Raw genomic sequence first — 22,618 nt, forward strand, 5'->3', positions numbered from 1 at the left:
CGGCGCGGATGAGCACGATCGACGGGCTGCCGCCGCTGCGCGAGGTGATTGCCGAACATGATTTGCGCGCGAAAAAGCAGCTTGGCCAGAATTTTCTGCTCGATCTGAACCTGACGGCCAAGATCGCCCGGCAAGCGAGGGATTTGTCGGGCTGCGACGTGCTGGAAATCGGGCCGGGACCGGGCGGGCTGACGCGCGGATTGCTGGCCGAAGGCGCGCGCCATGTTCTGGCCATCGAGAAGGACGCCCGCGCCCTGCCCGCGCTGCAACAGATCGCGGCAGCCTATCCCGGCCGTTTGAGCCTGATCCACGGCGATGCGCTCGACATCGATCCGCTGGCGCATCTGAACCCGCCGATCCGGGTGGCGGCGAACCTGCCCTATAATGTCGGCACCGAATTGCTGATCCGCTGGCTGACCCCGCCCTCATGGCCGCCCTTCTGGCAATCGCTGACCCTGATGTTTCAGCGCGAGGTGGCGGAGCGGATCGTGGCCGCCCCCGGCAGCAAGGCATATGGCAGGCTGGCCGTGCTCGCACAGTGGCGCAGCGAGGCGCGGATCGTCATGTCATTGCCGCCGGAGGCTTTCGTGCCGGCCCCCAAGGTCCATTCGGCCGTGGTGCAGATCACCGCCCTGCCCGCGCCGCGCTTTCCCGCCGATGCGGCGGCATTGTCGCGCGTAGTGGCCGCGGCCTTCAATCAGCGGCGCAAGATGCTGCGCAGCTCGCTGCGCGGGCTGCGCCCGGATATCGAGGCAGTGCTGACCGAGGCCGGCATCTCGCCCACCGCCCGCGCCGAGGAAATCGGAGTGGAACAGTTTTGCCGCCTGTCCCTGCTTCTCGCCCGCAATACGGGCTGAAGCGGCCGGACCCCGGAACCGACTGGGCCGGCGCGTTTCACCGCGCCGGACCTGAGCATGAGCTGAAACCTGCTTTCCCGGATCAGTCGCCCTGCGCGTCCGAGGCCGCGTTGCTGTCCTTGCTGCGCGGCTTCTTGGCCGCGGCGGGCCGGGCCGGATCGGTCTTGCGTGCGCGGGCGCGCGGTGCGGCGGACGCGGCGCGGCGGCCGCGCGCGGCCGGTTTCGCGGCCGCCTGTTCCGGCGTATCGACCTGCCCAGATTCCTCGCCAATGGCAGCGGGCAGACCCTGCGGCGCGGCGTCTGCACCCTCTTGCGCGGGCGCTGTCTGGCCCTGCTCAGGCGCCGCCGCATCCCCGGCGGCGTCAACCGGCGCAGCTGGCGGTTGTTCCTCGCGCAAGGCGCGCCGGTTGTCGCGGCCATTCACCGGCGGCTGCGCATCGTCGCCGCGCGCACCGTTGGCGGCGTCGCGATGGTCCTGGCGCTCCGACCGGTCCGGGCGATTGTCGCGGCGCGGGTTGCGGTCGTCCCGGCCCTGATCGCGCGGCGCGTCATCGCCGCCTTCACGGTCGTCATCGCCGCGATTGCCTTGATTCTGGTGGTTCTGCTGGTTTTGCTGATGCTGCTGCTGACGCTCGGCCTGTTCGCGCTGCGCCTCGCCCAGCATGCGGGTGTAATGTTCGGCGTGCTGAAGAAAAGCCTGCTCGGCCACGCGGTCATTGGAGAGCTGCGCGTCGCGGGCCAGCGTCAGGTACTTGTCGATAATCTGCTGCGGCGTGCCGCGCACCTTGCCCTCTGGGCCCGAGGAATCGAAGACGCGGTTGACGATGTTGCCAAGCGAACGCTGACGGTTCGACTTCGAACGCGAACGGGATTTGGAAGATCTCATCTGTCTGACTTTATCCAGTCATCTGGAATGGTTGACATGCCACATGTCGCCTGCGTCCGATTGCGTTGCGGGTGACCCGCGCCCTGGACTTCAGCAATGTCGTGGCTGATTGGTGCGGCGAACCCGGTCCACCGTCACGCAGATCGAATAAGCACGGCTGGGATTGCAATACAAGCAAAAACTGCATTTGCCGCCTCTGGCCGGGGAGATCTGCCGATTCCCGCATGTCTCAATCCATTCCGTGCGGAAAAACCGCGCCGACCACCCGATCGCGCCCGTCGAGATCCGGGATCAGCCGCACCACCGCGCCTTTAGCCTCGAAGATCCGGCGCACGCTGTCGCCCTGCTGCCAGCCGATCTCGGCCAGCACATGCCCGCCCGGCACCAGCACGCGCCGCGCCTGTGCGGCAATGGCGCGATAGGCAGACAGCCCGTCTCCGCCATCGGTCAGCGCCCCTTCCGGCTCCCATCGCGACACTTCGGGTGCGAGATCGGCCATCTCATCGCGCGCGATATAGGGCGGGTTGGACACGATCAGCTCATACGGCCCGGTGACGTCGTCGAGCCAGTTGCCCGTGCGGAACTCCGCCTCGACCCCGATCCGTGCCGCATTGTCGCGGGCCACGTCGAGCGCGGCCTCGGAGATGTCGATCCCCAGTCCCCGCGCAGCCTTTCGTGCCGCCAGCAGCGAGATCAGGATGGCCCCGGTCCCGGTGCCGAGGTCAATCACGCTTCGCCAGGGCAGGTCGAGCGCCGCGGCGACGAGCACCTCTGTCTCCGGTCTCGGGTCCAGCGTGTCGCGCGTGACGCGAAACTCATGGTTCCAGAAGGCGCGCCTGCCGGTGATCTGGCTGACCGGCTGGCGCGCTTCGCGGGCCATGACGAGCCGATCATAGATCTCCGGCAGCCCGTTCATCGCGGGGCTGTCGAGATGGTCCGACAGGTGATGCGCCGCGACCCGTCTGCCCAGCAGAAGTTCCAGCGCATGGGCCAGCAGCAGCGTCGCATCGCGCCGCGGATCGGCCACCCCTGCCACCGTCAGGCGTTCCTGCGCCTGCGCACGAAGCGCCCGCCCGGTCAATCCGGTCATTCCTGCGCCGCCAGCCGCTCCGCCTGGTCATGCGCCGTCAGGGCGTCGATGATCTCGCCCAGATCTCCCTGCATGACCCGGTCGAGCGCATAGAGCGTCAGGTTGATCCGGTGATCCGTCATGCGCCCCTGCGGGAAATTATAGGTGCGGATGCGCTCCGACCGGTCGCCCGATCCGACCTGCGATTTCCGGTCTGCCGCGCGCGCGCTCGCGGCGCGCTCCCGCTCCATGTCATAGAGCCGCGCCCGCAGCACGGCCATCGCGTTGGCGCGGTTCTGATGCTGCGATTTCTCGGACGAGGTGACCACGATCCCGGTCGGCAGATGGGTGATCCGCACCGCGGAATCGGTCGTGTTGACATGCTGTCCGCCCGCGCCGGAGGCCCGCATCGTGTCGATGCGGATATCGGCGGCCGGAATTTCGATATCGACCTCCTGCGCCTCGGGCAGAACGGCGACCGTGGCAGCGGAGGTGTGAATGCGCCCGCCCGATTCGGTTTCCGGCACGCGCTGCACACGGTGCACGCCGGATTCGTATTTCAGACGCGCGAACACCCCGTCACCGGCGACGCGCACGGTCGCCTCCCGCACACCGCCCAGCTCGGTCTGCGCCATCTCGAGCAACTGGAAATCCCAACCCTGCGCCTCGCTGTGGCGGCGATACATGGACAGCAGATCACCGGCGAACAGCGCCGCCTCCTCGCCCCCCGTGCCCGGTCGGATCTCCAGAATCGCGGGCCGCGCATCGGCCGCATCGCGCGGCAGCAGCGCCACCCGCAGCGCCTGTTCGAGCAGCGGCAGCTCGGCCTTCAGCCGCGTCACCTCCTCGTCGGCCAGCTCGCGCATATCGGGATCGGCCAGCATGAGCTGCGCCTCTTCCAGCCCCTCACGCGCGGATTGCCAGCGACCGATCTGATCGACGACCGGTTTCAGATCGGCATATTCCCGGCTGATCTCGGCAATCTCATCGGCGGCCGGCCCGGCGTTCAGCTTGGCCTCGAGAAACTCGAAACGCTGGATGATCTGCAACAAACGGTCCTGTGGAAGCATGTCTGCGAAGTGCACCGCGGCATGGCGCAGGTCAAGCCAAAACGCGGTTGCATCAAGTTTGCATCTCGGGCAGCCCGCGGCGTTCAAGACCTCAATTCAACAGATCGGGCGTGGCGAAGCCGCCGCCCGACCGCCCTCAGCGGCGGGTCCAGCCGTAAAGGCAGATCAGTTCGGTGGCGACATGGGCCCCGGCGATCGCGGTCGCGCCGGTGGTGTCATAGGGGGGCGAGACCTCGACCACATCGCCGCCGAGCAACGGGATCCCGGCCAGGCCGCGCAGCAGCGCCGCCGCCTGCCAACTGGCCAGACCACCCCAGACCGGCGTGCCGGTCCCCGGCGCGAATGCGGGGTCGAGCGCGTCGATGTCGAAGGTGAGATAGACCGGGCGCGCGCCGATGACCTCGCGGATTCGGTTCAGCGTCTCCTCGATCCCGGCCCGGTGGACGGATCGCGCGTCCAGGATGGTGACGCCCATCGTGTCGGGATTGTCCGTCCGGATGCCGACGCTGACGCTCGCCGCGGGATCGACGACGCCTTCGCGGATCGCCTTGTAAAGGAACGTCCCGTGATCGATGCGATCGGGGTCGTCATCGACCCAACTGTCGGAATGGGCATCGAACTGGATCAGTGCAATCGGGCCGTGCCGCTTGGCATAGGCCCGAAGGATCGGCAGGGTGATGAAGTGATCGCCCCCGAGCGTTACCGTGCCCACGCCCTGATCCAGCAGCCCGCCGATATGCGCCTCGATCCGCTGCGGCACCTCGCGCGTATTGGCGTAGTCGAAGGCCATGTCGCCCGCATCGGCAATCGCCAGCGTCGACAACGGATCATAGCCCCAGCCATAGGGCGGATCATAGGGTTGCAGTGCCGACGCCTCGCGGATCGCGCGCGGGCCGAAGCGGGTTCCGGGACGATGTGTCACCCCCTGGTCGAAGGGAATGCCGGTGACGGCCAGATCATATCCGGCCAGATCCTTGGTGTAGCGCCGCCGCAAGAACGAGGTCGCGCCGCCGAACGCATTCTCGAAGCTCAGTCCCCGCGGGTCCTGCCGCGTAAAGGCCTGATCCACCTGGTTCTTCGCGTCCTCGAGCGCCATGTCGCCGTCCTTCCCCCGTTTGCGTGCAAGATGACCCGGCAGCCGGTGCGGTGCAATGCCAAACGGGGCCGAGCGATGGCGGCCCCGCGCATCCACGCAGTCACGCTGTCAAAGCTTCAGCCGTCGGCCTTTGCCTCCACCGAGATCTCCAGTTCGATCTCGTCATCCACCGCGGGCACGAAGGCGCTCAGACCGTAATCGGAGCGGTCGATCTCGCCCTCGGCGGAGAAGCCGATCGTCGGCTGCTGCGTGATCGGGTCCAGCCCGGCGCCGTTGAACTCCACATCCAGCGTCACCTGCCGCGTCACACCGTTCAGCGTCAGATCGCCGGTCACGCGGGCCTCTTCGTCGTCATCCTCGACCTCGACGCCGGTCGAGACGAAAGTGACAATCGGTGTGTCGCCGCTCACGTCGAAGAAATCCGGGCCCATCAGATGTGTGTCCAACTCCGGCGAGACGGTGCGCAGCGCGTCGAGTGGAAACGACGCCTCGACCGTGGCCGCACCAAGATCGGCCGGATCGAGCGTGATTGTGCCTTCCAGACCGTTCACGAAGCCGCGGGAGGTCGAGAATCCCATATGGTCATAGCTGAACATGATCTGGCTATGGGCGGGATCGAAGCTGTAGCTGCCGGCGTCGGGCATGGTGTCGTCATCGCCGGGTTTGGACATGACCGGCGCGCCAGCCTGCGGCTCCGACCCGGTGGCAGCGGGGGAGTCGCCGCCCGTCTGTTCGCCCTCTGCCGCGCCTTGGGTCGGCTGTGCGGCCTCGTTCGTCGCATCCGCGCTGTCGGTCGCCCCTGTCTCCTGCGCGAATGCCGCGCCACCGTGCCCGATTGACACCAGGATCGTTGCGGCGAGAAGATGGCGCTTGCGGATCGGTGTCGCGGTAAAAATCGTGAACATCAAAGTTTCCTTCAAACTGGATGGATACTGCATCCCGCAGCCAACGTCCCGCCTCTGGCGAGGTTCCAGCCACGGATCGGGCCGGTCACCACGCGAATCGGCTTGCATTGCCGGGTTTCGCCGCTATAAAGCCGCATCCTTCCGCAATCGCGAAACCGGCGCAGCCTCTCGTGGCGGGGCGCGGAAGGGGTGTCCCGCCGTTGAAGCCGCCTGAAACTGAAAGGTCTGACATGCCGCTTTATGAGCATGTGCTGATCGCCCGCCAGGACCTGTCGAACACGCAGGCCGAAGGGCTGGTCGAACATTTTTCCACCGTGCTGGCCGATAATGGCGGCAAGGTGGTCGACAGCGAATACTGGGGTGTCCGCACCCTCGCCTACAAGATCAACAAGAACCGCAAGGGGCATTACGCCTTCCTGCGCACCGACGCGCCTTCGGCCGCCGTGCAGGAGATGGAGCGTCTGGCCCGTCTGCATGACGACGTGATGCGCGTGATGTCGATCAAGGTCGACGCGCATAAGGAAGGCCCCTCGGTCCAGATGCAGAAGCGCGAAGAGCGGGGCGAGCGCCGCGAGCGTCGAGATCGCGACCGCGACAACTGAGGAGAGCGAGAATATGGCAAACAAACCGTTTTTCCGTCGTCGCAAGGTCGATCCGTTCGGTGGCGATAACGCCCCCAAGATCGACTACAAGGACACCCGCCTGCTGCAGCGCTACATCAGCGAACGCGGCAAGATCGTGCCGTCGCGCATCACCGCCGTCTCGGCCAAGAACCAGCGCAAGCTGGCCCAGGCCATCAAGCGCGCGCGGTTCCTGGCGCTGCTGCCCTATGTCGTGAAATAAGGAGGAAGACCGATGCAAGTCATCCTGCTGGAACGCGTCTCCAAGCTTGGCGCGATGGGCGATGTCGTCCGCGTCAAGGAGGGCTACGCCCGCAACTTCCTGCTGCCGCAGGGCAAGGCGCTGCGTGCCTCTGACGCCAATATCGCCGCCTTCGAGGCGCAGAAAGCCGCGCTCGTCGCCAAGAACGACGAATCCAAGGCCGATGCGCAGAAGGTCGCCGACAAGCTGAACGGCGAAACCTTCGTCATCATCCGCTCGGCCTCTGATGCCGGTGCGCTTTACGGCTCCGTCAGCCCGCGCGACGCGGCCGATGCCGCCAACGAGGCCGGCCACAGCGTCGATCGCAAACAGATCGTGCTCGGCGCGCCGATCAAGGAGTTGGGGCTGCATAAAGTTCAGGTCGTTCTGCACCCGGAAGTCGAGGCCGAGATCACGCTGAACGTCGCCCGCTCCAACGAAGAGGCCGAGCTTCAGGCATCGGGCAAGTCGATCCAGGATCTGGCCGCGGAAGAAGACGCCGCTGCCGAGTTCGAGATTGCCGAGCTGTTCGACGACATCGGCTCCGCCTCGCGCGAGGACGAGGAGCTGGTGAACGAGGCGCCGGAAACCACGGCGGGTTCGGGCGAGTAACCGCACCGATTCCGACCCAGTCGCAGCCAAGGGCCGCGCCGGATCACCGGCGCGGCTTTTTTGCATTCCACGTGCCGTTGGTGCGCAGCGGTTTTGGAGCGATCTGCGGAACGAAACCGCGCCGCCGCTCGTTCTGTCCCGACACGCGAATCGAAAGGAATGGCCCATGTCGCGCTTTGCTGATGTGACCTCTGACACCCCCCACGGCCCGCGCCCCGTCCCCGAGGGCCATATCCCGTCTGACAGCATCCCGCCGAACCGGCGTCTGGCACCGCCGCGGAAAGGTGGTCCCGACTGGCTGATCTGGGGCGGCGTCGGCGTGGCCGCAGCGGCGACGACCGCGCTTGCGGTGTTCGCAGGCCGCGCCGTGATTGACGCGGTCAGCGGAGACGATGATGACGACGATCACCGGGCGCGCCGCTCGCGCAGCCGCCATGCAGGCCCCCGTCGCCGCTACGCCCCCCGCTTCGAGGCGCTTGGCGCCGAGGACAGGCAGGCCATGCGCAGCCGGGCGCGCGCGAATTTCGACGATTATGACGACCATGCGACCGAGACCCGCAAGCGCGCGCGCCGTCAGGCACAGTCCCGCGCCCGCTCCTCGCAACGATCGTCAGGGAATTTCATCGACGATCTGAGCGACAATGCCAACAAGGTCGCGACCAGCCTGACCGGCATCCTCACAGCCGCAAATGCCGCGGTCGAGGGTCTGCAGAAGGTCTCCGGCAAGACCGACGGCATCATGCGCGACTTCGAGAGCGCCGCGGACCGCCTGACCGGATTCCTCGGCAGCCGCAGCACCGACGGGTCAACGGATCGCGGATCACGTCGCCATGCCGCTGGGGATCGTGACGATGCGCCGCGCGGCCGCGAGGCGGCCGGGCGTGACGACACGGGCCGCGATGCCGAGTATCGCCGCGTGGACGGCAGCAAAGACCGGACCCACAGGCTGTAATCCCGCATGACTGCACGCTCTGACCGATCCGTCGCCGATGCGTTTTTCGGCCCGCTCCCTGACGATGTCCGCCGCAGATACGGGCTGGACGAGCCGCCGCCGCCAGCCGCGGCCAAGCGGGTGCGGGACGGTGATCCCGACGCTGACCTGCCCGCCCCGCGCGCCGATGCGCCCCGGACTCCCTGGGGCTTACGTGGGTCCGAGTGGTGGGCGGTCCTCAAGGGCACGGTCAAGGAAATCGGAGAGGATCGCGTGACCTCGGTCGCGGGCGGCGTGACGTTTTTCGGGCTGCTGGCGTTGTTCCCGGCCATCACCGCGCTCGTGTCGATCTTCGGGCTGGTGGCCGATCCCGAGGTGATCCGCCAGCAGCTCGACAGCCTGCAGGAATTCGTGCCGTCCTCGGCGCTCGACATCATTCGCGGCCAGGTCGAGGCGATCATCGAATCGCCCGGCACCGCCTTGTCCTTTGCCGGGATCGCCGGGCTCCTGGCGACGTTGTGGTCGGCCAATGGCGGCATGAAGGCGCTTATGGACGCGCTCAACGTCGCCTGGTTCCAGCGTGAGCGGCGCGGCTTCGTCATGCTGAACATCGTATCGCTGGCGATGACGCTGGGTGCGATCGTGCTGGTCATCGCGCTCGTCGCCACAATCGCGGTGCTGCCCGCCCTGCTCGACTGGCTGCCCATACCGGCAGAGACGCGCGATCTGGTCACTGCGATCCGCTGGCCGATCATGTTCGCGGTGCTGCTGCTGGCCATCTCGGCGCTGTATCGCTGGGGACCGAGCCGCGATGACGCGCATTTCAGCTGGATCTCGCCCGGTGCGCTGTTCGCCGCGGTCGGGCTGGTGGCGGCCTCGGCGCTGTTCTCTTTCTATACGTCGAATTTCGCGTCCTACAACGAAACCTACGGCACGCTTGGTGCCGTCGTGGTGCTGATGATGTGGATGTGGATTTCCGCCATCGTCGTGCTTGTCGGCGCAGAAATCAATGCCGTGGCCCAACGCCATCTGCGCGCGCTCAACGGCGAGGCGCCGCGGCGCTGACCGGCGGGTGCGTGGCCTGCGGCACAGGCCGCGCGACGGCGCCTCCCCCGTGCGCCAGACGCCTCGATTTTCCGCTCGCGCCCGCGCGATTGCTTTGCTAGAACGGCGCGGATTTACGGGGCGGGCCGGAGTGCCCGCCGCTTGACATTGCGGGTGTGGCGAAACTGGTAGACGCACCAGATTTAGGTTCTGGCGCCGCAAGGCGTGGGGGTTCAAGTCCCTCCACCCGCACCATGACGAAGGATGAAACATGCAGGTCACAGAGACCCAGAACGAAGGCCTCAAGCGCGGCTACCAGATGACCCTCCCGGCCGCGGATCTGGCCGCCCAGGTGGATGCCAAGCTGAAAGAAGCCCAGCCCGAAGTCGAGATGAAGGGCTTCCGCAAGGGCAAGGTGCCGATGGCCATGCTGAAAAAGCAGTTCGGCCCGCGCGTCATGGGCGATGCGATGCAGGATTCCATCGACGGCGCGCTGCGCGAGCATCTGGAGAAATCCGGCGACCGTCCGGCCGTGCAGCCCAAGGTCGAGATGCAGGATGGCGAGAACTGGAAGGAAGGCGACGACGTCGTGGTCAACGTCTCCTACGAGATCCTGCCGGAGATCCCCGAGGTCGATCTGTCGAAGGTGAAGCTGGAGCGCCTCGTCGTGAAGGCCGAAGATGCCGCGGTTCAGGAAGCCCTGGACGGGCTGGCCAAGAACGCCACCGCTTATGAGGACAAGCGCAAGGGCTCCAAGGCCGCGAAGGACGATCAGATCGTGATCGACTTCAAGGGCTCGGTCGATGGCGAGGAATTCGAGGGCGGCGCGGCCGAGGATTATCCGCTCGTGCTCGGCTCGAACAGCTTCATCCCCGGTTTCGAGGATCAGCTGATCGGTGCGAAGGCCGGTGACGAGGTCGAGGTGAAGGTCACCTTCCCCGCCGAATACGGCGCCGAACATCTGGCCGGCAAGGATGCGGTCTTCGCCACCACCGTCAAGGCCGTCAAGAAGCCGGTCGATGCCCAGATCGACGATGAACTGGCCAAGCGTTTCGGCGCCGAGTCGCTCGACAAGCTGAAAGAGCAGATCACCGAACGGCTCGAGGCGGAATACAAAGGCGCCAGCCGCGCTGTGATGAAGCGTTCGCTGCTCGATCAACTGGACGATCAGGTCAAGTTCGACCTGCCCGAGGTTCTGGTGGAGGCCGAGGCCGGCCAGATCGCCCACCAGCTCTGGCACGAGGAACATCCCGAGGAGCAGGGCCATAACCACGGCGAGATCGAGCCGACCGAGGAGCACAAGAAACTGGCCGAGCGCCGCGTGCGTCTTGGCCTGCTGCTGGCCGAGATCGGCCAGAAGGCCGAGGTGCAGGTGTCGGATCAGGAATTCACCCAGGCGGTGATGAACCAGGCCCGCCAGTTCCCCGGCCAGGAGCGTCAGTTCTTCGAGTTCATCCAGCAGAACGCACAGGCGCAGCAGCAACTCCGCGCCCCGATCTTCGAGGACAAGGTGGTCGATCACATCGTCGAGCAGGCGAAGGTCGAGGACAAGGAAGTCAGCAAGGAAGAGCTGGAGAAAGCCGTCGAAAGCCTCGACGAGCTGTAATCCGCGCGCAAACGCAGACGGATAAGCCGCGGCCATCTGGCCGCGGCTTTTCTGTATCCGGTCTCCCTGAGACCGGCAGATGCCGCCTGGGTTTTGGCAAGCCCTGCGCAGCACGATCTGCTCCGACGCGGCCGAACGCTTTCTCACGCTCGGCTTCATCGGGGTCTGCCTTGACCGCGCCGCGGCACCGCCGCGAGAACCGGATACCGGCCGGATTGATGTCCAGGGCGGCATTGGCGCGCGGGGCTGATGACCGTCGCGCCGAACGACTAGAGACAAAAGCTGCCTGTTTTCTGTGCACATCGCCCAATTGCTAGGCGAATGCCCGGATCTTTCCGGCCCAACCGCCCGGATCTTATGCGCAATGCGTGGACGGCTGACCGCAAACCCGGCAAGCAGGTCGCAGACAAGCGCAGGAAGGATCACCGCGATGAAAAAGATCGAAGCGATCATCAAGCCGTTCAAGCTGGACGATGTGAAGGAGGCCCTTCAGGAAGTCGGCGTGCAGGGGCTGACCGTCACCGAGGTCAAGGGCTTTGGTCGCCAGAAAGGGCACACGGAGCTCTATCGCGGGGCCGAATACGTGGTGGATTTCCTGCCCAAGATCAAGATCGAGATGGTGCTCCCCGATGACCAGATCGACGCCGCCGTTGAGGCCATTGTCTCGGCGGCGAGAACTGAGAAGATCGGGGATGGCAAGATCTTCGTCTCGCCGATCGATCAGGCGATTCGCATCCGCACCGGCGAAACCGGCGAGGACGCGGTCTGACGCGCGCGCGGGGCCGGACGAGAACAGAGATTGGCGACACGGAGCCGGCCCTGGCCGGTTTCAGCACGAAAAAGGAAGGGCAACCATGAAAGTCGCAGACGTCATCAAGCTGATGCAGGATGAGGAGGTCGAGTATGTCGATGTCCGCTTCACCGATCCGAAGGGCAAGCTTCAGCATGTCACGCTGATTAAGGATGAGATCGACGAGGATTTCTTCGAGGACGGCTTCATGTTCGACGGCTCCTCGATCGCCGGGTGGAAGTCGATCGACCAGTCCGACATGAAGCTGATGCCGGACACCTCCTCGGTCTATCTGGACCCGTTCTACGCGGAGAAAACGCTCTGCGTGCATTGCAATGTGGTCGAGCCCGACACCGGCGAACCCTATGCCCGCGACCCGCGCGGCACCGCCGTCAAGGCCGAGGCCTATCTGAAATCGACCGGGATCGGCGATGTCTCCTTCTGGGGGCCCGAGGCCGAGTTCTTCCTGTTCGATGATGTCCGCTACTCCGTGACACCGCACAAGGTCGCGTACCAGATCGACGCCGCCGACGCCGCCTGGAACACCGACGCCGAATACGAGATGGGCAACACCGCGCATCGCGCCGGTCACAAGGGGGGGTATTTCCCCGTAAACCCGATTGATGCGGGGCAGGATATCCGCGGCGAGATGCTGTCCACGATGAAGCGGATTGGCATGAAGGTTGACAAGCACCACCACGAGGTTGCCAGCGCGCAGCACGAGCTGGGGCTGGTCTTTGGCGAGTTGACCGAACAGGCCGACCATTTGCAGAAATACAAATACGTCATCCACAACGTGGCCCATGCCTATGGCAAATCCGCGACCTTCATGCCGAAGCCGATGAAGGGCGATAACGGCAGCGGCATGCACGTCAACATGTCGATCTGGAAGGACGGCAAGCCGATCTTTGCGGGCGACAAATATGCCGATCTGAGCCAGGAAGCCCTGTGGTTCATCGGCGGCATCCTGAAACACGCCAAGGCGCTGAACGCGCTGACCAACCCCTCGACCAACAGCTACAAGCGGCTGATCCCCGGCTTCGAGGCGCCGGTGCTGCGGGCCTATTCGGCGCGCAACCGCTCGGGCTGCGTGCGGATTCCGTGGACCGAAAGCCCCAAGGCCAAGCGGGTCGAGGCGCGCTTCCCCGACCCCGCCGCCAACCCCTATCTGTGCTTTGCGGCGCTGCTGATGGCGGGTCTCGACGGGATCAAGAACAAGATCGACCCCGGCCCGGCCTCGGACAAGGATCTGTACGACCTGCCCCCCGAAGAACTGGCCGAGATCCCGACCGTCTGCGGTTCGCTGCGCGAGGCGCTGGAGGAGCTGGAGAAGGATATGGACTTCCTGCTGCAGGGCGACGTGTTCACCCGCGACCAGCTGGAAGGCTATATGGCGCTGAAATGGGAAGAGGTCTACGCCTATGAGCACACCCCCCACCCGGTCGAGTACCAGATGTACTACTCGGTCTGAGCGGACAAATTAACCCCACAGGTTGTCAACTGATCTGTACACAGGGTTTTCCACAGGCAGCCTTCGGGCTGCCTGTTTTTTTGGCCGTTTTGCGGGGGTCACAGCGCGTACACAGGGCGTACACAGGCTGTACACGGGTTGTGCACAGGGTTGTGCTCGTGCTTTCGGCGAGGCGCGCGTCCGGGCAGCTAGCGGACATGCGGCGGGGCAGCAGAGCAATCGCAGCATCGTGCGAGAACCGCCATTCGACTGAAGGCCGCCGTCTCAGGCAAAGCTGCTACGGCTGCGAGCGAGATAGTAGAGCAAATTCTCACCCTTCCATTTGTTCTAGTTATGTTCTACTTTTGGGTATGGAACAGTCGATCTACTATGGCGTGCAACAAGACAGTAACCTTGGGGCATTTATGTCAAAAAAGTTCTTTGAAGAACGCGGCGACCAATCGATCGTCAAGGCGCGTATTGTGCAAAAATATTTTGTCGCATGGGCAAACATCGTAGTTGGGAGTGCGAAGAGGTGGGGTGAAGGAAAAATCGCCTATATCGACCTTTACGCGGGGCCGGGGCGATACAAGGATGGTTCGGCATCAACGCCCTTGATGGTGCTGGAAAAAGCAATTGAAAACGAACGAATTCGAGACGCGCTTGTTGCACTGTTTAATGATGTTGATGAAAATAATTCGAGCACTCTCAAGCAGGAAATAGCCAAATTACCCGGGATCAAAACTCTCAAATATCAGCCAGTTGTGAATTGCAACGAGGTCGGCAAGGACGCCGAAGAGTATTTCTCGGAAACTCAAATTATTCCCGCTTTCACGTTTTTCGATCCTTTCGGGTACAAGGGATTGTCTTTGCGCTTGGTTAATGGGGTGATTAAGGATTGGGGCTGCGACTGTGTCTTCTTTTTCAACTATAACCGTATCAATGCGGGAATCTCGAACGCGTCTGTAAAGCCGCACATGGACGCACTGTTTGGTGAGGAGCGCGCCGATCAATTGCGCATCAAAGTCAATGGCGCGAGACCGGCTCATCGGCAGGAAATGGTGCTCGAGGAACTATCCAATGCTCTTATTGAGATGGGCGGAAAGTTTGTGCTCCCTTTCCGTTTCAAAAACCCAGAAGGTCGTTTGACGCACCATCTTGTCTTCGTATCGAAGAATTTCAAAGGATACGAAGTCATGAAGGAAATTATGGCAAAGGAGAGTTCCACCGAGGATCAGGGAGTGGCGAGTTTTTCTTATTCGCCTGCCGACGAGACTATGCCTTTCTTATTCGAGTTTCAGCGTCCGCTGGATGATCTTGCCGATTTGCTCCTACACGATTTTGCAGGCCGAACTGTTTCCCTGAGAGACGTTTACTGTGAACACAGCGTGGGTCGACCCTTCCTGAGCCGCCACTACAAAGATGTCTTAGGAAAACTAGAGTCTGCTGAAAAAGTTTCCGTTGTTGACCCTGAGGGTAAAAAGAGGAGGCAAAATTCCTTCGCTGATCGTCTTCTGGTAATTTTTCCATAGGTGGTATGATGGGCACAAATTCAAAAATTGAATGGACTGAGGCGACGTGGAATCCCGTCGCTGGTTGCAGTATCGTTTCGCCCGGTTGTACAAATTGCTATGCGATGCGGATGGCGCAGAGGCTAGAGGCGATGGGTCAACCGAAGTACCAAGGCCTTACTCGAAAATCGGGCGGACGCCCTAAGTGGAATGGAAGAATTCGCATAGACGAAGAAGCGCTGAAAATTCCGCGCTCCTGGAAGCAAGGCCGGATGATCTTCGTCAATTCAATGTCTGACCTGTTCCATGAAGATGTGCCTCTTGATTTCATTAAGCGCGTTTTTGCTGTGATGCGGGTGTGCTCGCATCATACGTTCCAAGTTTTGACAAAGCGTTCCGACAGGCTCAAGGAATTGTCACCTTTTCTTCGATGGTCATCCAATATCTGGATGGGAGTGAGCGTTGAGAGTGCCGATTACACTTTCAGAATTGATGATTTGCGGGCGAGTGGAGCCTTCACAAAATTTCTTTCACTTGAACCTCTTGTAGGGGACGTTGGGCTACTAGATCTTGATGGTATCGAATGGGCAATTGCAGGCGGAGAAAGTGGCCCCGGAGCTCGTTATATGGACCCAGATTGGGTACGTTCAATTCGAGATCAGTGCGTGAGGAGTAGCGTTGCGTTTCATTTCAAACAGTGGGGTGGTGTCAACAAGAAAAAGGCTGGTCGAACTCTCGACGGACGCACATGGGATGAGTTACCGTCTCGGGCCGTAGCGTAGGAGTATGTTGGCAGACACTGAGTTTAACGGCAGTGAGATCTGCATAATTGCCGCAGCGCTGAAAGTTGGCTTCGTCCAGCATCGCTTGAATTCGAGCGGCCCAATTTTTCGCAAATGCGGCGAATGGCCGGTCCGGTGAATGCTGCGGGGCAGCGCCACGCTTGGTCGAACGGCGGCTCAGGGCCGTCCCAACCCCTCACCCAATCGTTCCCCATCCCCGGCTTGCCTCGGCCTCGCCAAGCGTCCAACCTGCGACCAAAGCCAGATTCAGGAGGACAGCATGTCGGCGCAGGATGACAGCAAAGGCCGGATGACGCGGCGGGGGGTGGTGCTCTCGGGGGTGGCGATGGCGGCGTGGCCGCTGGCGGGGCGCGCGCAGGAGCCGCATCCCAATCCGATGCCTGAAGAACTGCGCGACGTGCTGGAACGCAACCCGGCGCTGCCGGTGGCGGGGAACCCGGATGGCGATGTCACGCTGACGGAGTTTTTCGATTATAACTGCACCTTCTGCCGCAGGAACATTAAGGCGGTGCAGCAGATCGTTTCGCGCGATGAGGATCTGCGGCTGGTGTTCCGGGAATGGCCGGTGTTCGGTGAGGGGTCGATGTTCGCGGCCAAGGCGTCGCTCGCGACGCTGAACCAGGGGAAGTACTGGCAGTTTCATTCGGCCATGATGGGGCTGAATGCGCGGGCCGAGGAGGCCACGGTCATGCGGGTCGCGCGCGAGATCGGGCTGGATACCGAGAAGCTGCGCGCGGATATGGAGGCGCGGGCGATCCTCGATCAGATCTACGAGACGATGGACCTGGCCGACACGATGGGGTTGCAGGGCACGCCCACCTTCATCGCTGGGCATGAGGCGCGGTTCGGGTTGCAGACGCTGGGCGATCTGCAATTGCTGGTGGCGCAGGCGCGGCGCAACCTGCTGTAGCGGGGCGTTGAGGGGGCATTGACGGGGCGCCCCCAATCCGCCCAATCTGTGGCCGGATCATGGGAGGATGACGGATATGAGCAAGCAATTCGCATGGGCGGCGCTGGCGCTGGCGGGATCGGTATCGCTGGCTGGGGCCGAGGAGGTCAAGCTGGGCTATGCGCTGGCCGAGGACAGCCATTACGGCGCGGGGGCGCGGGCGTTCGAGGAGACGCTGACGGCGGAGCTGGGCGACGCGTTCACGGTGCGGCATTACCCGTCCTCGGGGCTTGGCGGTGAGCGCGAGGTGATCGAGGGGCTGCAGATCGGCACGGTGCAGGCAACGATCGCGTCGTCGGGCACGCTGTCGAATTTCGTGCCGGATGTGGGGGTGTTCGACATCCCGTTCCTGTTCCGCGATCTGGACCATGCCCGCACCGTGCTGGATGGCGAGATCGGGCAGGACATGCTGGCGAAGTTCAGCGAGACCGGCACCCATGCGCTGGCCTGGGGCGAGCAGGGGTTCCGGCACATCACCAATAATCGTGGGGCGGTGGCCTCGCCCGCGGATATGGCCGGGCTGAAGATCCGCACCATGGAGAACCCGGTCCATCTGAAGGCCTTCGAGGCGCTGGGCGCGGCGCCGACGCCAATGGCCTGGCCCGAGGTGATCCCGGCGCTGGAACAGGGCGCGATCGACGGGCAGGAAAACCCGCTTTCGGTGATCGTCTCGGCCAAGCTGGACGAGGTGCAGCAATATCTGACGCTGGACGGGCATGTCTATTCCCCGGCCATCGTGATGGTCTCGGGCCAGCTCTGGGAGAGCCTGGACGACGACCAGAAAGCCGCCTTCGAGGCGGCCGGCGATGCCGCAGTGGTGGCGATGCGCGATTATGTCGATCAGGTCGAGGCCGAGGGCGTCGCCACGCTGAAGGAGCGCGGCATGGAAGTGAACGAGCTGTCTGCGGAGGACAAGGCGGCATTCCAGGAACAGCTCGCCGATGTCTATACCGATTACGAGGCGCAGTTCGGCAAGGAGCTGATGGACCGCATCATCGCCACCGAATGAGCGCGGAAGACAGCATGGCGGAGGGCGGGCCGCGCCCTTCGCGGGCCGAGCGCATCTTCGTCGGGCTGAACGCCGCCGCCATCGTGGCGCTGCTGGCGGTGATGTGCGTCGTGGTCGGCTGGAATGTCGGGCTGCGCTATCTGACCGGGACATCGCTGTCCTGGGCGGATGAGGTCGCGCGCTACACGATGATCTGGATGTGTTTCGTGGGCGCGGGCCTCGCACTGCGCGAGGGCGCGCATGTGGCGCTGACCAATTTCCAGACCGCCCTGCCCCTGCCCGCCGCGCGGGCGCTGCGCGGGGTGGTGCTGGTGCTGCTGATGTTCTTCTTCGCGGTGATGATCTGGATGGGCTGGGATTACATGACCCGCGCGAGGTTCCAGCTTTCCGCGGCGCTGCGGCTGAAGATGTTCTGGGTCTATGCCGCGATGCCGGTGGGATTTGCGCTGCTGGTCGTTCATCTGGCGCTGATCGCGAGGGCCTATCTGCGTGACGGGCTGGAGGCGGAGGAGGCCGAGGTTCCGCGATGATCGCGCTGATGGTGCTGTCCTTCCTGGTGTTTCTGGTCATCGGCGTGCCGGTGGCCTTTGCGCTTGGGCTGGCGGCCTTTGCTGCGCTGGGGCTGACCGGGGCCTATCCGCTGGTGGTGATCGTCAAGGAGATGTTTTCGGGGCTGGACAGTTTCCCGCTGCTGGCGGTGCCGTTCTTCATCTTCGCGGCCGAGATCATGTCGGCGGGGGCGATTTCCATGTCGCTCTTGCGCTTCGCGCGGCAATTCGTCGGGCATCTGCGCGGCGGGCTGGGCTATGCGAATGTCATCAGCCAGACGTTGTTTGCCGGCATTTCCGGCTCGGCGCTCGCCGATGCGGCGGGGCCGGGCGCGATGATGACGCGGATGATGGAGAAGGGCGGCTATGACCGCGCCTATGCCGGGGCGCTGACGATTTCGAGCGCGGTGGTCGGGCCGATCATCCCGCCCTCGATCACCATGATCATCTATGCGTTGCAGGATCAGAATGTCTCGGTCGGCTCGCTGTTCATGGCGGGGATCCTGCCCGGGCTGCTGATCTCTGCGGCGATGGCCACGGTGAATTTCTGGATCAGCCGCAAGCGCAACTATGTCAGCGACGCGGCGCGGCCCCCGCTGCGGGATATTCTGCGCAATTCGGCGCATGCGGTGCCGTCGCTGATGCTGATCGTGCTGATCGTGGGCGGCATCCGCAGCGGCATCACCACGCCGACCGAGGCCTCGGTCATGGCGGTGTTCTATGCGCTGCTCATCAGCGTGGTGATCTATCGCTCCATGGGGTTGCGCGAGATCTGGGGGGCGGCGCGGCGGGCGGCGATCATGTCGGTCGCGGTGCTGCTGATCCTCGCCTCGGCCCGCGCCTTCGCCTGGGTGCTGATTATCGAGGGCGTGCCGCAGGATCTGGCGGATTACGTCATCGCGCTCGACCTGTCGCCCATCGCGTTTCTGCTGGCGGTCAATCTGCTGCTGCTGGTGTTCGGCATGTTCATGGACCCGCTGCCGGGGGTGATGATCCTTGTGCCGATTCTCGCGCCGATTGCCTATGCGTTGGGGATTGCACCAGATCATTTCGCCATCGTGGTGATCGTGAACCTGACCTTCGGCTTGCTGACGCCGCCGGTGGGCGGGCTGATCTTTGTGATCGCCGCCTCGACCGGGCAGCGGCCCGGCGCGCTCATCCGGGAATTGCCGCCGTTCTTCCTGGCGGCGATCGCGGTGCTGATGGTGCTGACCTTCGTGCCGTTCTTCTCGACCTGGCTGCCGGGGATGGGCGGGTACGGGCATTAGCGCGGGGGCCGGTGGCGGTTGCGGCGCGCCCGGCTAGAGCTGGGGCGTATCGCCGGGGCGCGCGGCGGGGCTTTGCGGTGCGGGACTGACGGCCATCGCGGCCCGTCGCGGCAGGAACACGGTCAGCACGCCAATGGCCGGCGTCCAGGCGCAAAGCGCAAAGACGAAGCCCACGCCGCGCAGATCCGCCACCACGCCGAGCGCGGCGGCGGCAATCGCGCCCGAGCCGAAGGCGAAGCCGAAGAAGATCCCGGCGATCAGCCCGACCCGCCCCGGCACGAGTTCCTGCGCGAACACCACGATGGCCGGGAAGGCCGAGGCGATGACCACCCCGATCACCACGGTCAGCACCCCGGTCGCCATCAGCCCGACATGGGGCAGCATCAGCGTGAAGGGCAGCGCGCCGAGGATCGAGATCCAGATCACGGTGAGCGGCCGGAACCGGTCGCCCAGAGGGCCGCCGAGGATCACACCCACCGCCATGGCGGCGAGGAACAGGAACAGCATCACCTGCGATTGCTGGGTGGTGAGTTCGAATTTCTCGATCAGGTAGAAGGTGTAATAGCTGGTGAAGGAGGCGGTGTAGATGTTCTTGGAGAATGTCAGCAGCGCCAGGATCGCGGTGGCGATCTTCACCTTGCGGCGGGACAGGGCATGCATCGCGGCGGGTTTGCGGGCCCGCGTCGTGTCGCGCAGCCAGGCCGCATACCAGACCCCGACCCGTGACAGGATCAGCACCCCCAGCAGTGCCAGCGCGGTGAACCACAGGATCGCGCCGCGCCCGTTCGGCACCACGATGAAGGCCGCCAGAAGCGGGCCGATGGCGGTGCCGGCATTACCGCCGACCTGGAAGAAGCTCTGCGCCGTGCCGAACCGCCCGCCCGAGGCCATGCGGGCGACCCGGCTCGCCTCGGGGTGGAAGACGGCCGAGCCGATGCCGATCAGCATCGCGCCCGCGACCAGCAGCGGATAGGAGGGCGCCTGCGCCAGTGCCAGGAGGCCGAGCAGGCTGCACCCCATGCCCAGCGGCAGCGACATGGGCAGCGGGTGGCGGTCGGTCACCAGCCCCACTGCCGGTTGCAGCATCGAGGCGGTGCCCTGAAAGGCCAGCGTCAGCAGCCCGATCTGCCAGAAATCCAGCGCGAATTCCGCCTTGAGCAGCGGATAGATCGCCGCCAGCAGCGACTGCATGATGTCGTTGAGCATGTGGCACAGGCTGACCCCGGCGAGGATCAGCCACGTGGTCCGCTCGGGCGCGGCAGCGCTGTTGGTGGCGGGATGGGCCATGTTGTCCCTTTCGGCTGATCCGTTGATCTGCCTTGCGGCGGGCGGCGTCAAGATGCGGTCCTGCGGATGCGGGCCGGGTGGTCGGGCGCTTGCCCGGCGGGGCGGGCTTGCCTATCCTCGCCCCATGCGCGATCAGCCTGTCGCACAGGCATTGGTGCCGGGACAGCGGACCGGTCCGGGGCGCGGGTATCACGACGGAGCGGGAGGCATGGGCAGCACAGCGGGACGCTTTGTCATCATGGGGGTGTCGGGCTGCGGCAAGAGCACCATCGGCGCGGCGGTGGCAGCCCGGCTGGGGCTGGCGTTCATCGACGGTGATGCGCTGCATCCCGATGAGAACATCGCCAAGATGGCGCGGGGGATTCCCCTGGACGATGCCGACCGGGCGCCGTGGCTGGACCGGGTGGGCGCGGCGCTCGGTCCCGGCGCGCTCATCGCCTGCTCGGCGCTGCGCCGGGCCTATCGCGACCGGATCCGGGCGAATTGCGACGGGCCGGTGACCTTCCTGTTCCTGCGCGGGCGGCGCGAGACGCTGATCCGGCGCATGTCGGACCGCGACGGGCATTTCATGCCGGCGGCGCTGCTGGACAGCCAGATCGCCACGCTGGAGCCGCCGACGGCGGATGAGCGCGTCGTGGCTGCCGATATCGAGGAGGATCCGGCGCGGCTCGTGGACCGGCTGCTGGCCGGGATCGCGGCGATGGACGGGCCGGGTCCGCCGGGCTGACCCCGGCGGCGCGGCGATCAGCGCCCGGTGATGCCCGGAAACGCCACCAGCAGGCCCACCGCCAGCAATTGCAGGCAGATGAAGGGCAGAAGCGAGCGGAAGATGTCGCCCAGAGAGATATCCGGCGGGGCCACGGATTTCAGATAGAACGCGGCCGGGCCGAAGGGCGGTGACAGGAAGCTGACCTGCATGTTCATGCAGAACAGCACCCCGAACCACACCGGGTCCATGCCCAGATCGGTGATGATCGGCACGAAGATCGGCATGGTCAGCAGCGCGATGCCGACCCAGTCCAGAAACGCGCCCAGAAAGAACAGGATCGCCATCATCACCAGCACGATCACGGTCGGGTTGTCGGAGATGCCGGTGATCATCTCGGACACGAAATCGACGCCGCCCATCAGGTTGTAGACGCCGACGATTGCCGTCGCCCCGATGCCGATCCAGACGATCATGCCGACCGTGCCGAGGGTCTGCAGCGCCGCGTCGCGCAGCAGCGCATAGCTGAATTCGCCGCGCAGCACGGTGGACAGAAGCACGCCGCCCACGCCGATGGCCGATGCCTCGGTCACCGAGGCGATGCCGCCATAGATCGAGCCCAACACCATGACCACCACCAGGATCGGCAGGGCCAGCCCCTTGAGCAGGCGGATCTTCTCCTCCCGCGGGACCGGGGTGGGATCCACATCGGGCACCGCGCCCGGCGTCAGATAGGCGCGGGCGAGGATATAGGCGCAGTAGAACATCGCCAGCATGAAGCCCGGCAGGAAGGAGGCGGTGAACAGCTCTCCGATCGAGACATTGGCGGTCAGGCCATAGATGATAAGCACGATCGAGGGCGGGATCATCGTGCCGAGCGAGCCGCCAGCGCAGACGACGCCGATGGCGAGGTTGCGGTCATAGCCCAAACGCAGCATCTGCGGCAGGGCCAGAAGGCCCAGCAAGACGATCTCTCCGCCGATGATGCCGGACATGGCGGCGAGGATCACGGACACGAACACGGTCTGGATCGCCACGCTGCCCTTGATGCGCCCGGCAAACAGCTTCATCGCGTCGAACAGGTCGCGGGCGATACCGGAGCGGTCGAGAATCGCCGCCATCAGCACGAACATCGGCACCGAGACGAAGACGAAATTCATCACGAAGGAATAGACCCGGCTGGTGATGAGCGGGATCGACATCGGCCCGAACCAGCCAAGCGCGAAGATCAGCGCCACCAGCAAGGTGACGAAGGCCAGCGGCATCCCGGTCAGCAGAAGCAGGATCAGCATGCCGAACATGACCGCCGTGCCCCACTCGATCCCGAGCGCCTGAAGGTTGAAGCCCAGATCCATCATGC

General features: G+C 64.5%; 23 protein-coding genes and 1 tRNA gene. 17 read left to right on the forward strand and 7 right to left on the reverse strand.

Features of this window, described 5'->3' with window-relative positions:
- Window positions 1-8: 8 nt before the first annotated feature.
- Window positions 9-857, forward strand: a complete 849-nt coding sequence (gene rsmA, locus BLT73_RS01495) for a 16S rRNA (adenine(1518)-N(6)/adenine(1519)-N(6))-dimethyltransferase RsmA (protein WP_090520905.1) — start codon at window positions 9-11, stop codon at window positions 855-857.
- 82 nt (window positions 858-939) lie between these two features.
- Here rsmA and BLT73_RS01500 read toward each other — a convergent pair whose 3' ends face one another.
- The 5 genes from BLT73_RS01500 to BLT73_RS01520 all read right to left on the reverse strand — a co-directional run bounded on the left by BLT73_RS01500 (window position 940) and on the right by BLT73_RS01520 (window position 5,883).
- Window positions 940-1,743 carry a DUF4167 domain-containing protein gene (locus tag BLT73_RS01500; RefSeq protein ID WP_090520223.1) on the reverse strand — a complete coding sequence of 268 codons (804 nt, stop codon included), beginning with the start codon at window positions 1,741-1,743 and terminating at the stop codon, window positions 940-942.
- 229 nt (window positions 1,744-1,972) lie between these two features.
- Entirely contained in the window at window positions 1,973-2,833 is an 861-nt protein-coding gene (prmC, locus tag BLT73_RS01505) for a peptide chain release factor N(5)-glutamine methyltransferase (protein WP_090520225.1), read from the reverse strand.
- Window positions 2,830-3,882 (reverse strand): peptide chain release factor 1, encoded by a 1,053-nt coding sequence (prfA, locus tag BLT73_RS01510; protein WP_090520907.1) that lies wholly within the window; start codon window positions 3,880-3,882, stop codon window positions 2,830-2,832. Before prfA ends, prmC begins: the two co-directional genes overlap by 4 nt.
- Before the next feature lie 136 nt (window positions 3,883-4,018).
- Window positions 4,019-4,978: an agmatinase gene (gene speB / locus BLT73_RS01515; protein WP_090520227.1), complete on the reverse strand. Its 960-nt coding sequence runs from the start codon at window positions 4,976-4,978 to the stop codon at window positions 4,019-4,021.
- A 116-nt stretch (window positions 4,979-5,094) separates the two neighbouring features.
- Window positions 5,095-5,883 (reverse strand): YceI family protein, encoded by a 789-nt coding sequence (locus BLT73_RS01520; RefSeq protein WP_176804839.1) that lies wholly within the window; start codon window positions 5,881-5,883, stop codon window positions 5,095-5,097.
- A 230-nt stretch (window positions 5,884-6,113) separates the two neighbouring features.
- On the opposite strand from BLT73_RS01520, the gene rpsF reads away from it, so the two are divergent.
- The 15 genes from rpsF (at window position 6,114) to BLT73_RS01595 (ending at window position 19,265) form a co-directional block, all read left to right on the forward strand.
- On the forward strand, window positions 6,114-6,485 hold the full coding sequence (rpsF, locus tag BLT73_RS01525; protein ID WP_090520231.1) for a 30S ribosomal protein S6: 372 nt from the start codon (window positions 6,114-6,116) through the stop codon (window positions 6,483-6,485).
- 13 nt (window positions 6,486-6,498) lie between these two features.
- On the forward strand, window positions 6,499-6,726 hold the full coding sequence (rpsR, locus tag BLT73_RS01530) for a 30S ribosomal protein S18 (protein ID WP_090520233.1): 228 nt from the start codon (window positions 6,499-6,501) through the stop codon (window positions 6,724-6,726).
- Window positions 6,727-6,738: 12 nt separating this feature from the next.
- Window positions 6,739-7,356: a 50S ribosomal protein L9 gene (rplI, locus tag BLT73_RS01535; protein ID WP_090520235.1), complete on the forward strand. Its 618-nt coding sequence runs from the start codon at window positions 6,739-6,741 to the stop codon at window positions 7,354-7,356.
- Window positions 7,357-7,522: 166 nt separating this feature from the next.
- A complete protein-coding gene (locus tag BLT73_RS01540) occupies window positions 7,523-8,308 on the forward strand; it encodes a hypothetical protein (RefSeq protein ID WP_090520237.1) in 786 nt (261 codons plus the stop codon).
- A gap of 6 nt (window positions 8,309-8,314) precedes the next feature.
- On the forward strand, window positions 8,315-9,352 hold the full coding sequence (locus tag BLT73_RS01545; RefSeq protein ID WP_090520239.1) for a YihY/virulence factor BrkB family protein: 1,038 nt from the start codon (window positions 8,315-8,317) through the stop codon (window positions 9,350-9,352).
- 149 nt (window positions 9,353-9,501) lie between these two features.
- Window positions 9,502-9,586 (forward strand) — tRNA-Leu (locus BLT73_RS01550).
- A 16-nt stretch (window positions 9,587-9,602) separates the two neighbouring features.
- Entirely contained in the window at window positions 9,603-10,937 is a 1,335-nt protein-coding gene (gene tig, locus BLT73_RS01555; protein ID WP_090520241.1) for a trigger factor, read from the forward strand.
- A gap of 430 nt (window positions 10,938-11,367) precedes the next feature.
- Complete coding sequence (locus BLT73_RS01560) at window positions 11,368-11,706, forward strand: P-II family nitrogen regulator (protein ID WP_090520243.1); 339 nt, start codon at window positions 11,368-11,370, stop codon at window positions 11,704-11,706.
- An 85-nt stretch (window positions 11,707-11,791) separates the two neighbouring features.
- A complete protein-coding gene (gene glnA, locus BLT73_RS01565; RefSeq protein ID WP_090520245.1) occupies window positions 11,792-13,198 on the forward strand; it encodes a type I glutamate--ammonia ligase in 1,407 nt (468 codons plus the stop codon).
- Between the two features lie 350 nt (window positions 13,199-13,548).
- Window positions 13,549-14,709 carry a three-Cys-motif partner protein TcmP gene (locus BLT73_RS01570; RefSeq protein ID WP_218132491.1) on the forward strand — a complete coding sequence of 387 codons (1,161 nt, stop codon included), beginning with the start codon at window positions 13,549-13,551 and terminating at the stop codon, window positions 14,707-14,709.
- A gap of 8 nt (window positions 14,710-14,717) precedes the next feature.
- Window positions 14,718-15,470, forward strand: a complete 753-nt coding sequence (locus tag BLT73_RS01575) for a DUF5131 family protein (RefSeq protein WP_090520909.1) — start codon at window positions 14,718-14,720, stop codon at window positions 15,468-15,470.
- A gap of 280 nt (window positions 15,471-15,750) precedes the next feature.
- The gene (locus BLT73_RS01580; RefSeq protein WP_245726898.1) at window positions 15,751-16,401 is read left to right on the forward strand and encodes a DsbA family protein; all 651 of its coding nucleotides are present in this window, start codon (window positions 15,751-15,753) and stop codon (window positions 16,399-16,401) included.
- A gap of 76 nt (window positions 16,402-16,477) precedes the next feature.
- Window positions 16,478-17,449 carry a TRAP transporter substrate-binding protein gene (locus tag BLT73_RS01585; RefSeq protein WP_090520247.1) on the forward strand — a complete coding sequence of 324 codons (972 nt, stop codon included), beginning with the start codon at window positions 16,478-16,480 and terminating at the stop codon, window positions 17,447-17,449.
- On the forward strand, window positions 17,446-17,979 hold the full coding sequence (locus BLT73_RS01590) for a TRAP transporter small permease (protein ID WP_245726902.1): 534 nt from the start codon (window positions 17,446-17,448) through the stop codon (window positions 17,977-17,979). The genes BLT73_RS01585 and BLT73_RS01590 overlap by 4 nt, the downstream gene beginning before the upstream one ends.
- Window positions 17,976-19,265: a TRAP transporter large permease gene (locus BLT73_RS01595; RefSeq protein WP_090520249.1), complete on the forward strand. Its 1,290-nt coding sequence runs from the start codon at window positions 17,976-17,978 to the stop codon at window positions 19,263-19,265. The genes BLT73_RS01590 and BLT73_RS01595 overlap by 4 nt, the downstream gene beginning before the upstream one ends.
- Window positions 19,266-19,298: 33 nt before the next feature.
- Here the strand turns inward: BLT73_RS01595 and BLT73_RS01600 are convergent, their stop codons facing one another.
- Complete coding sequence (locus BLT73_RS01600; RefSeq protein WP_090520251.1) at window positions 19,299-20,552, reverse strand: MFS transporter; 1,254 nt, start codon at window positions 20,550-20,552, stop codon at window positions 19,299-19,301.
- A gap of 208 nt (window positions 20,553-20,760) precedes the next feature.
- Here BLT73_RS01600 and BLT73_RS01605 point away from each other — a divergent pair, with 208 nt between their 5' ends.
- Window positions 20,761-21,279 carry a gluconokinase gene (locus BLT73_RS01605; RefSeq protein WP_218132492.1) on the forward strand — a complete coding sequence of 173 codons (519 nt, stop codon included), beginning with the start codon at window positions 20,761-20,763 and terminating at the stop codon, window positions 21,277-21,279.
- Between the two features lie 17 nt (window positions 21,280-21,296).
- On the opposite strand, the gene BLT73_RS01610 is transcribed toward BLT73_RS01605, so the two are convergent.
- Window positions 21,297-22,613 (reverse strand): TRAP transporter large permease, encoded by a 1,317-nt coding sequence (locus BLT73_RS01610; RefSeq protein WP_090520916.1) that lies wholly within the window; start codon window positions 22,611-22,613, stop codon window positions 21,297-21,299.
- Between the last annotated feature and the right edge of the window lie 5 nt (window positions 22,614-22,618).

Origin of the sequence: Paracoccus isoporae, assembly GCF_900101865.1 — a bacterium.
Lineage (GTDB): Bacteria > Pseudomonadota > Alphaproteobacteria > Rhodobacterales > Rhodobacteraceae > Paracoccus > Paracoccus isoporae.

Bases quoted from the DNA above. Each gene is read 5' to 3' on its own strand.
- rpsR (WP_090520233.1), top strand. From the start codon at position 6,499: ATGGCAAACAAACCGTTTTTCCGTCGTCGCAAGGTCGATCCGTTCGGT.
- BLT73_RS01600 (WP_090520251.1), bottom strand. From the start codon at position 20,552: ATGGCCCATCCCGCCACCAACAGCGCTGCCGCGCCCGAGCGGACCACG.
- rpsF (WP_090520231.1), top strand. From the start codon at position 6,114: ATGCCGCTTTATGAGCATGTGCTGATCGCCCGCCAGGACCTGTCGAAC.
- BLT73_RS01560 (WP_090520243.1), top strand. From the start codon at position 11,368: ATGAAAAAGATCGAAGCGATCATCAAGCCGTTCAAGCTGGACGATGTG.
- tig (WP_090520241.1), top strand. From the start codon at position 9,603: ATGCAGGTCACAGAGACCCAGAACGAAGGCCTCAAGCGCGGCTACCAG.
- BLT73_RS01520 (WP_176804839.1), bottom strand. From the start codon at position 5,883: ATGTTCACGATTTTTACCGCGACACCGATCCGCAAGCGCCATCTTCTC.
- BLT73_RS01590 (WP_245726902.1), top strand. From the start codon at position 17,446: ATGAGCGCGGAAGACAGCATGGCGGAGGGCGGGCCGCGCCCTTCGCGG.
- prmC (WP_090520225.1), bottom strand. From the start codon at position 2,833: ATGACCGGATTGACCGGGCGGGCGCTTCGTGCGCAGGCGCAGGAACGC.
- glnA (WP_090520245.1), top strand. From the start codon at position 11,792: ATGAAAGTCGCAGACGTCATCAAGCTGATGCAGGATGAGGAGGTCGAG.
- BLT73_RS01545 (WP_090520239.1), top strand. From the start codon at position 8,315: ATGACTGCACGCTCTGACCGATCCGTCGCCGATGCGTTTTTCGGCCCG.
- prfA (WP_090520907.1), bottom strand. From the start codon at position 3,882: ATGCTTCCACAGGACCGTTTGTTGCAGATCATCCAGCGTTTCGAGTTT.
- BLT73_RS01585 (WP_090520247.1), top strand. From the start codon at position 16,478: ATGAGCAAGCAATTCGCATGGGCGGCGCTGGCGCTGGCGGGATCGGTA.
- BLT73_RS01605 (WP_218132492.1), top strand. From the start codon at position 20,761: ATGGGCAGCACAGCGGGACGCTTTGTCATCATGGGGGTGTCGGGCTGC.
- speB (WP_090520227.1), bottom strand. From the start codon at position 4,978: ATGGCGCTCGAGGACGCGAAGAACCAGGTGGATCAGGCCTTTACGCGG.
- BLT73_RS01570 (WP_218132491.1), top strand. From the start codon at position 13,549: ATGGAACAGTCGATCTACTATGGCGTGCAACAAGACAGTAACCTTGGG.
- rplI (WP_090520235.1), top strand. From the start codon at position 6,739: ATGCAAGTCATCCTGCTGGAACGCGTCTCCAAGCTTGGCGCGATGGGC.
- rsmA (WP_090520905.1), top strand. From the start codon at position 9: ATGAGCACGATCGACGGGCTGCCGCCGCTGCGCGAGGTGATTGCCGAA.
- BLT73_RS01580 (WP_245726898.1), top strand. From the start codon at position 15,751: ATGTCGGCGCAGGATGACAGCAAAGGCCGGATGACGCGGCGGGGGGTG.
- BLT73_RS01540 (WP_090520237.1), top strand. From the start codon at position 7,523: ATGTCGCGCTTTGCTGATGTGACCTCTGACACCCCCCACGGCCCGCGC.
- BLT73_RS01500 (WP_090520223.1), bottom strand. From the start codon at position 1,743: ATGAGATCTTCCAAATCCCGTTCGCGTTCGAAGTCGAACCGTCAGCGT.
- BLT73_RS01610 (WP_090520916.1), bottom strand. From the start codon at position 22,613: ATGGATCTGGGCTTCAACCTTCAGGCGCTCGGGATCGAGTGGGGCACG.
- BLT73_RS01575 (WP_090520909.1), top strand. From the start codon at position 14,718: ATGGGCACAAATTCAAAAATTGAATGGACTGAGGCGACGTGGAATCCC.
- BLT73_RS01595 (WP_090520249.1), top strand. From the start codon at position 17,976: ATGATCGCGCTGATGGTGCTGTCCTTCCTGGTGTTTCTGGTCATCGGC.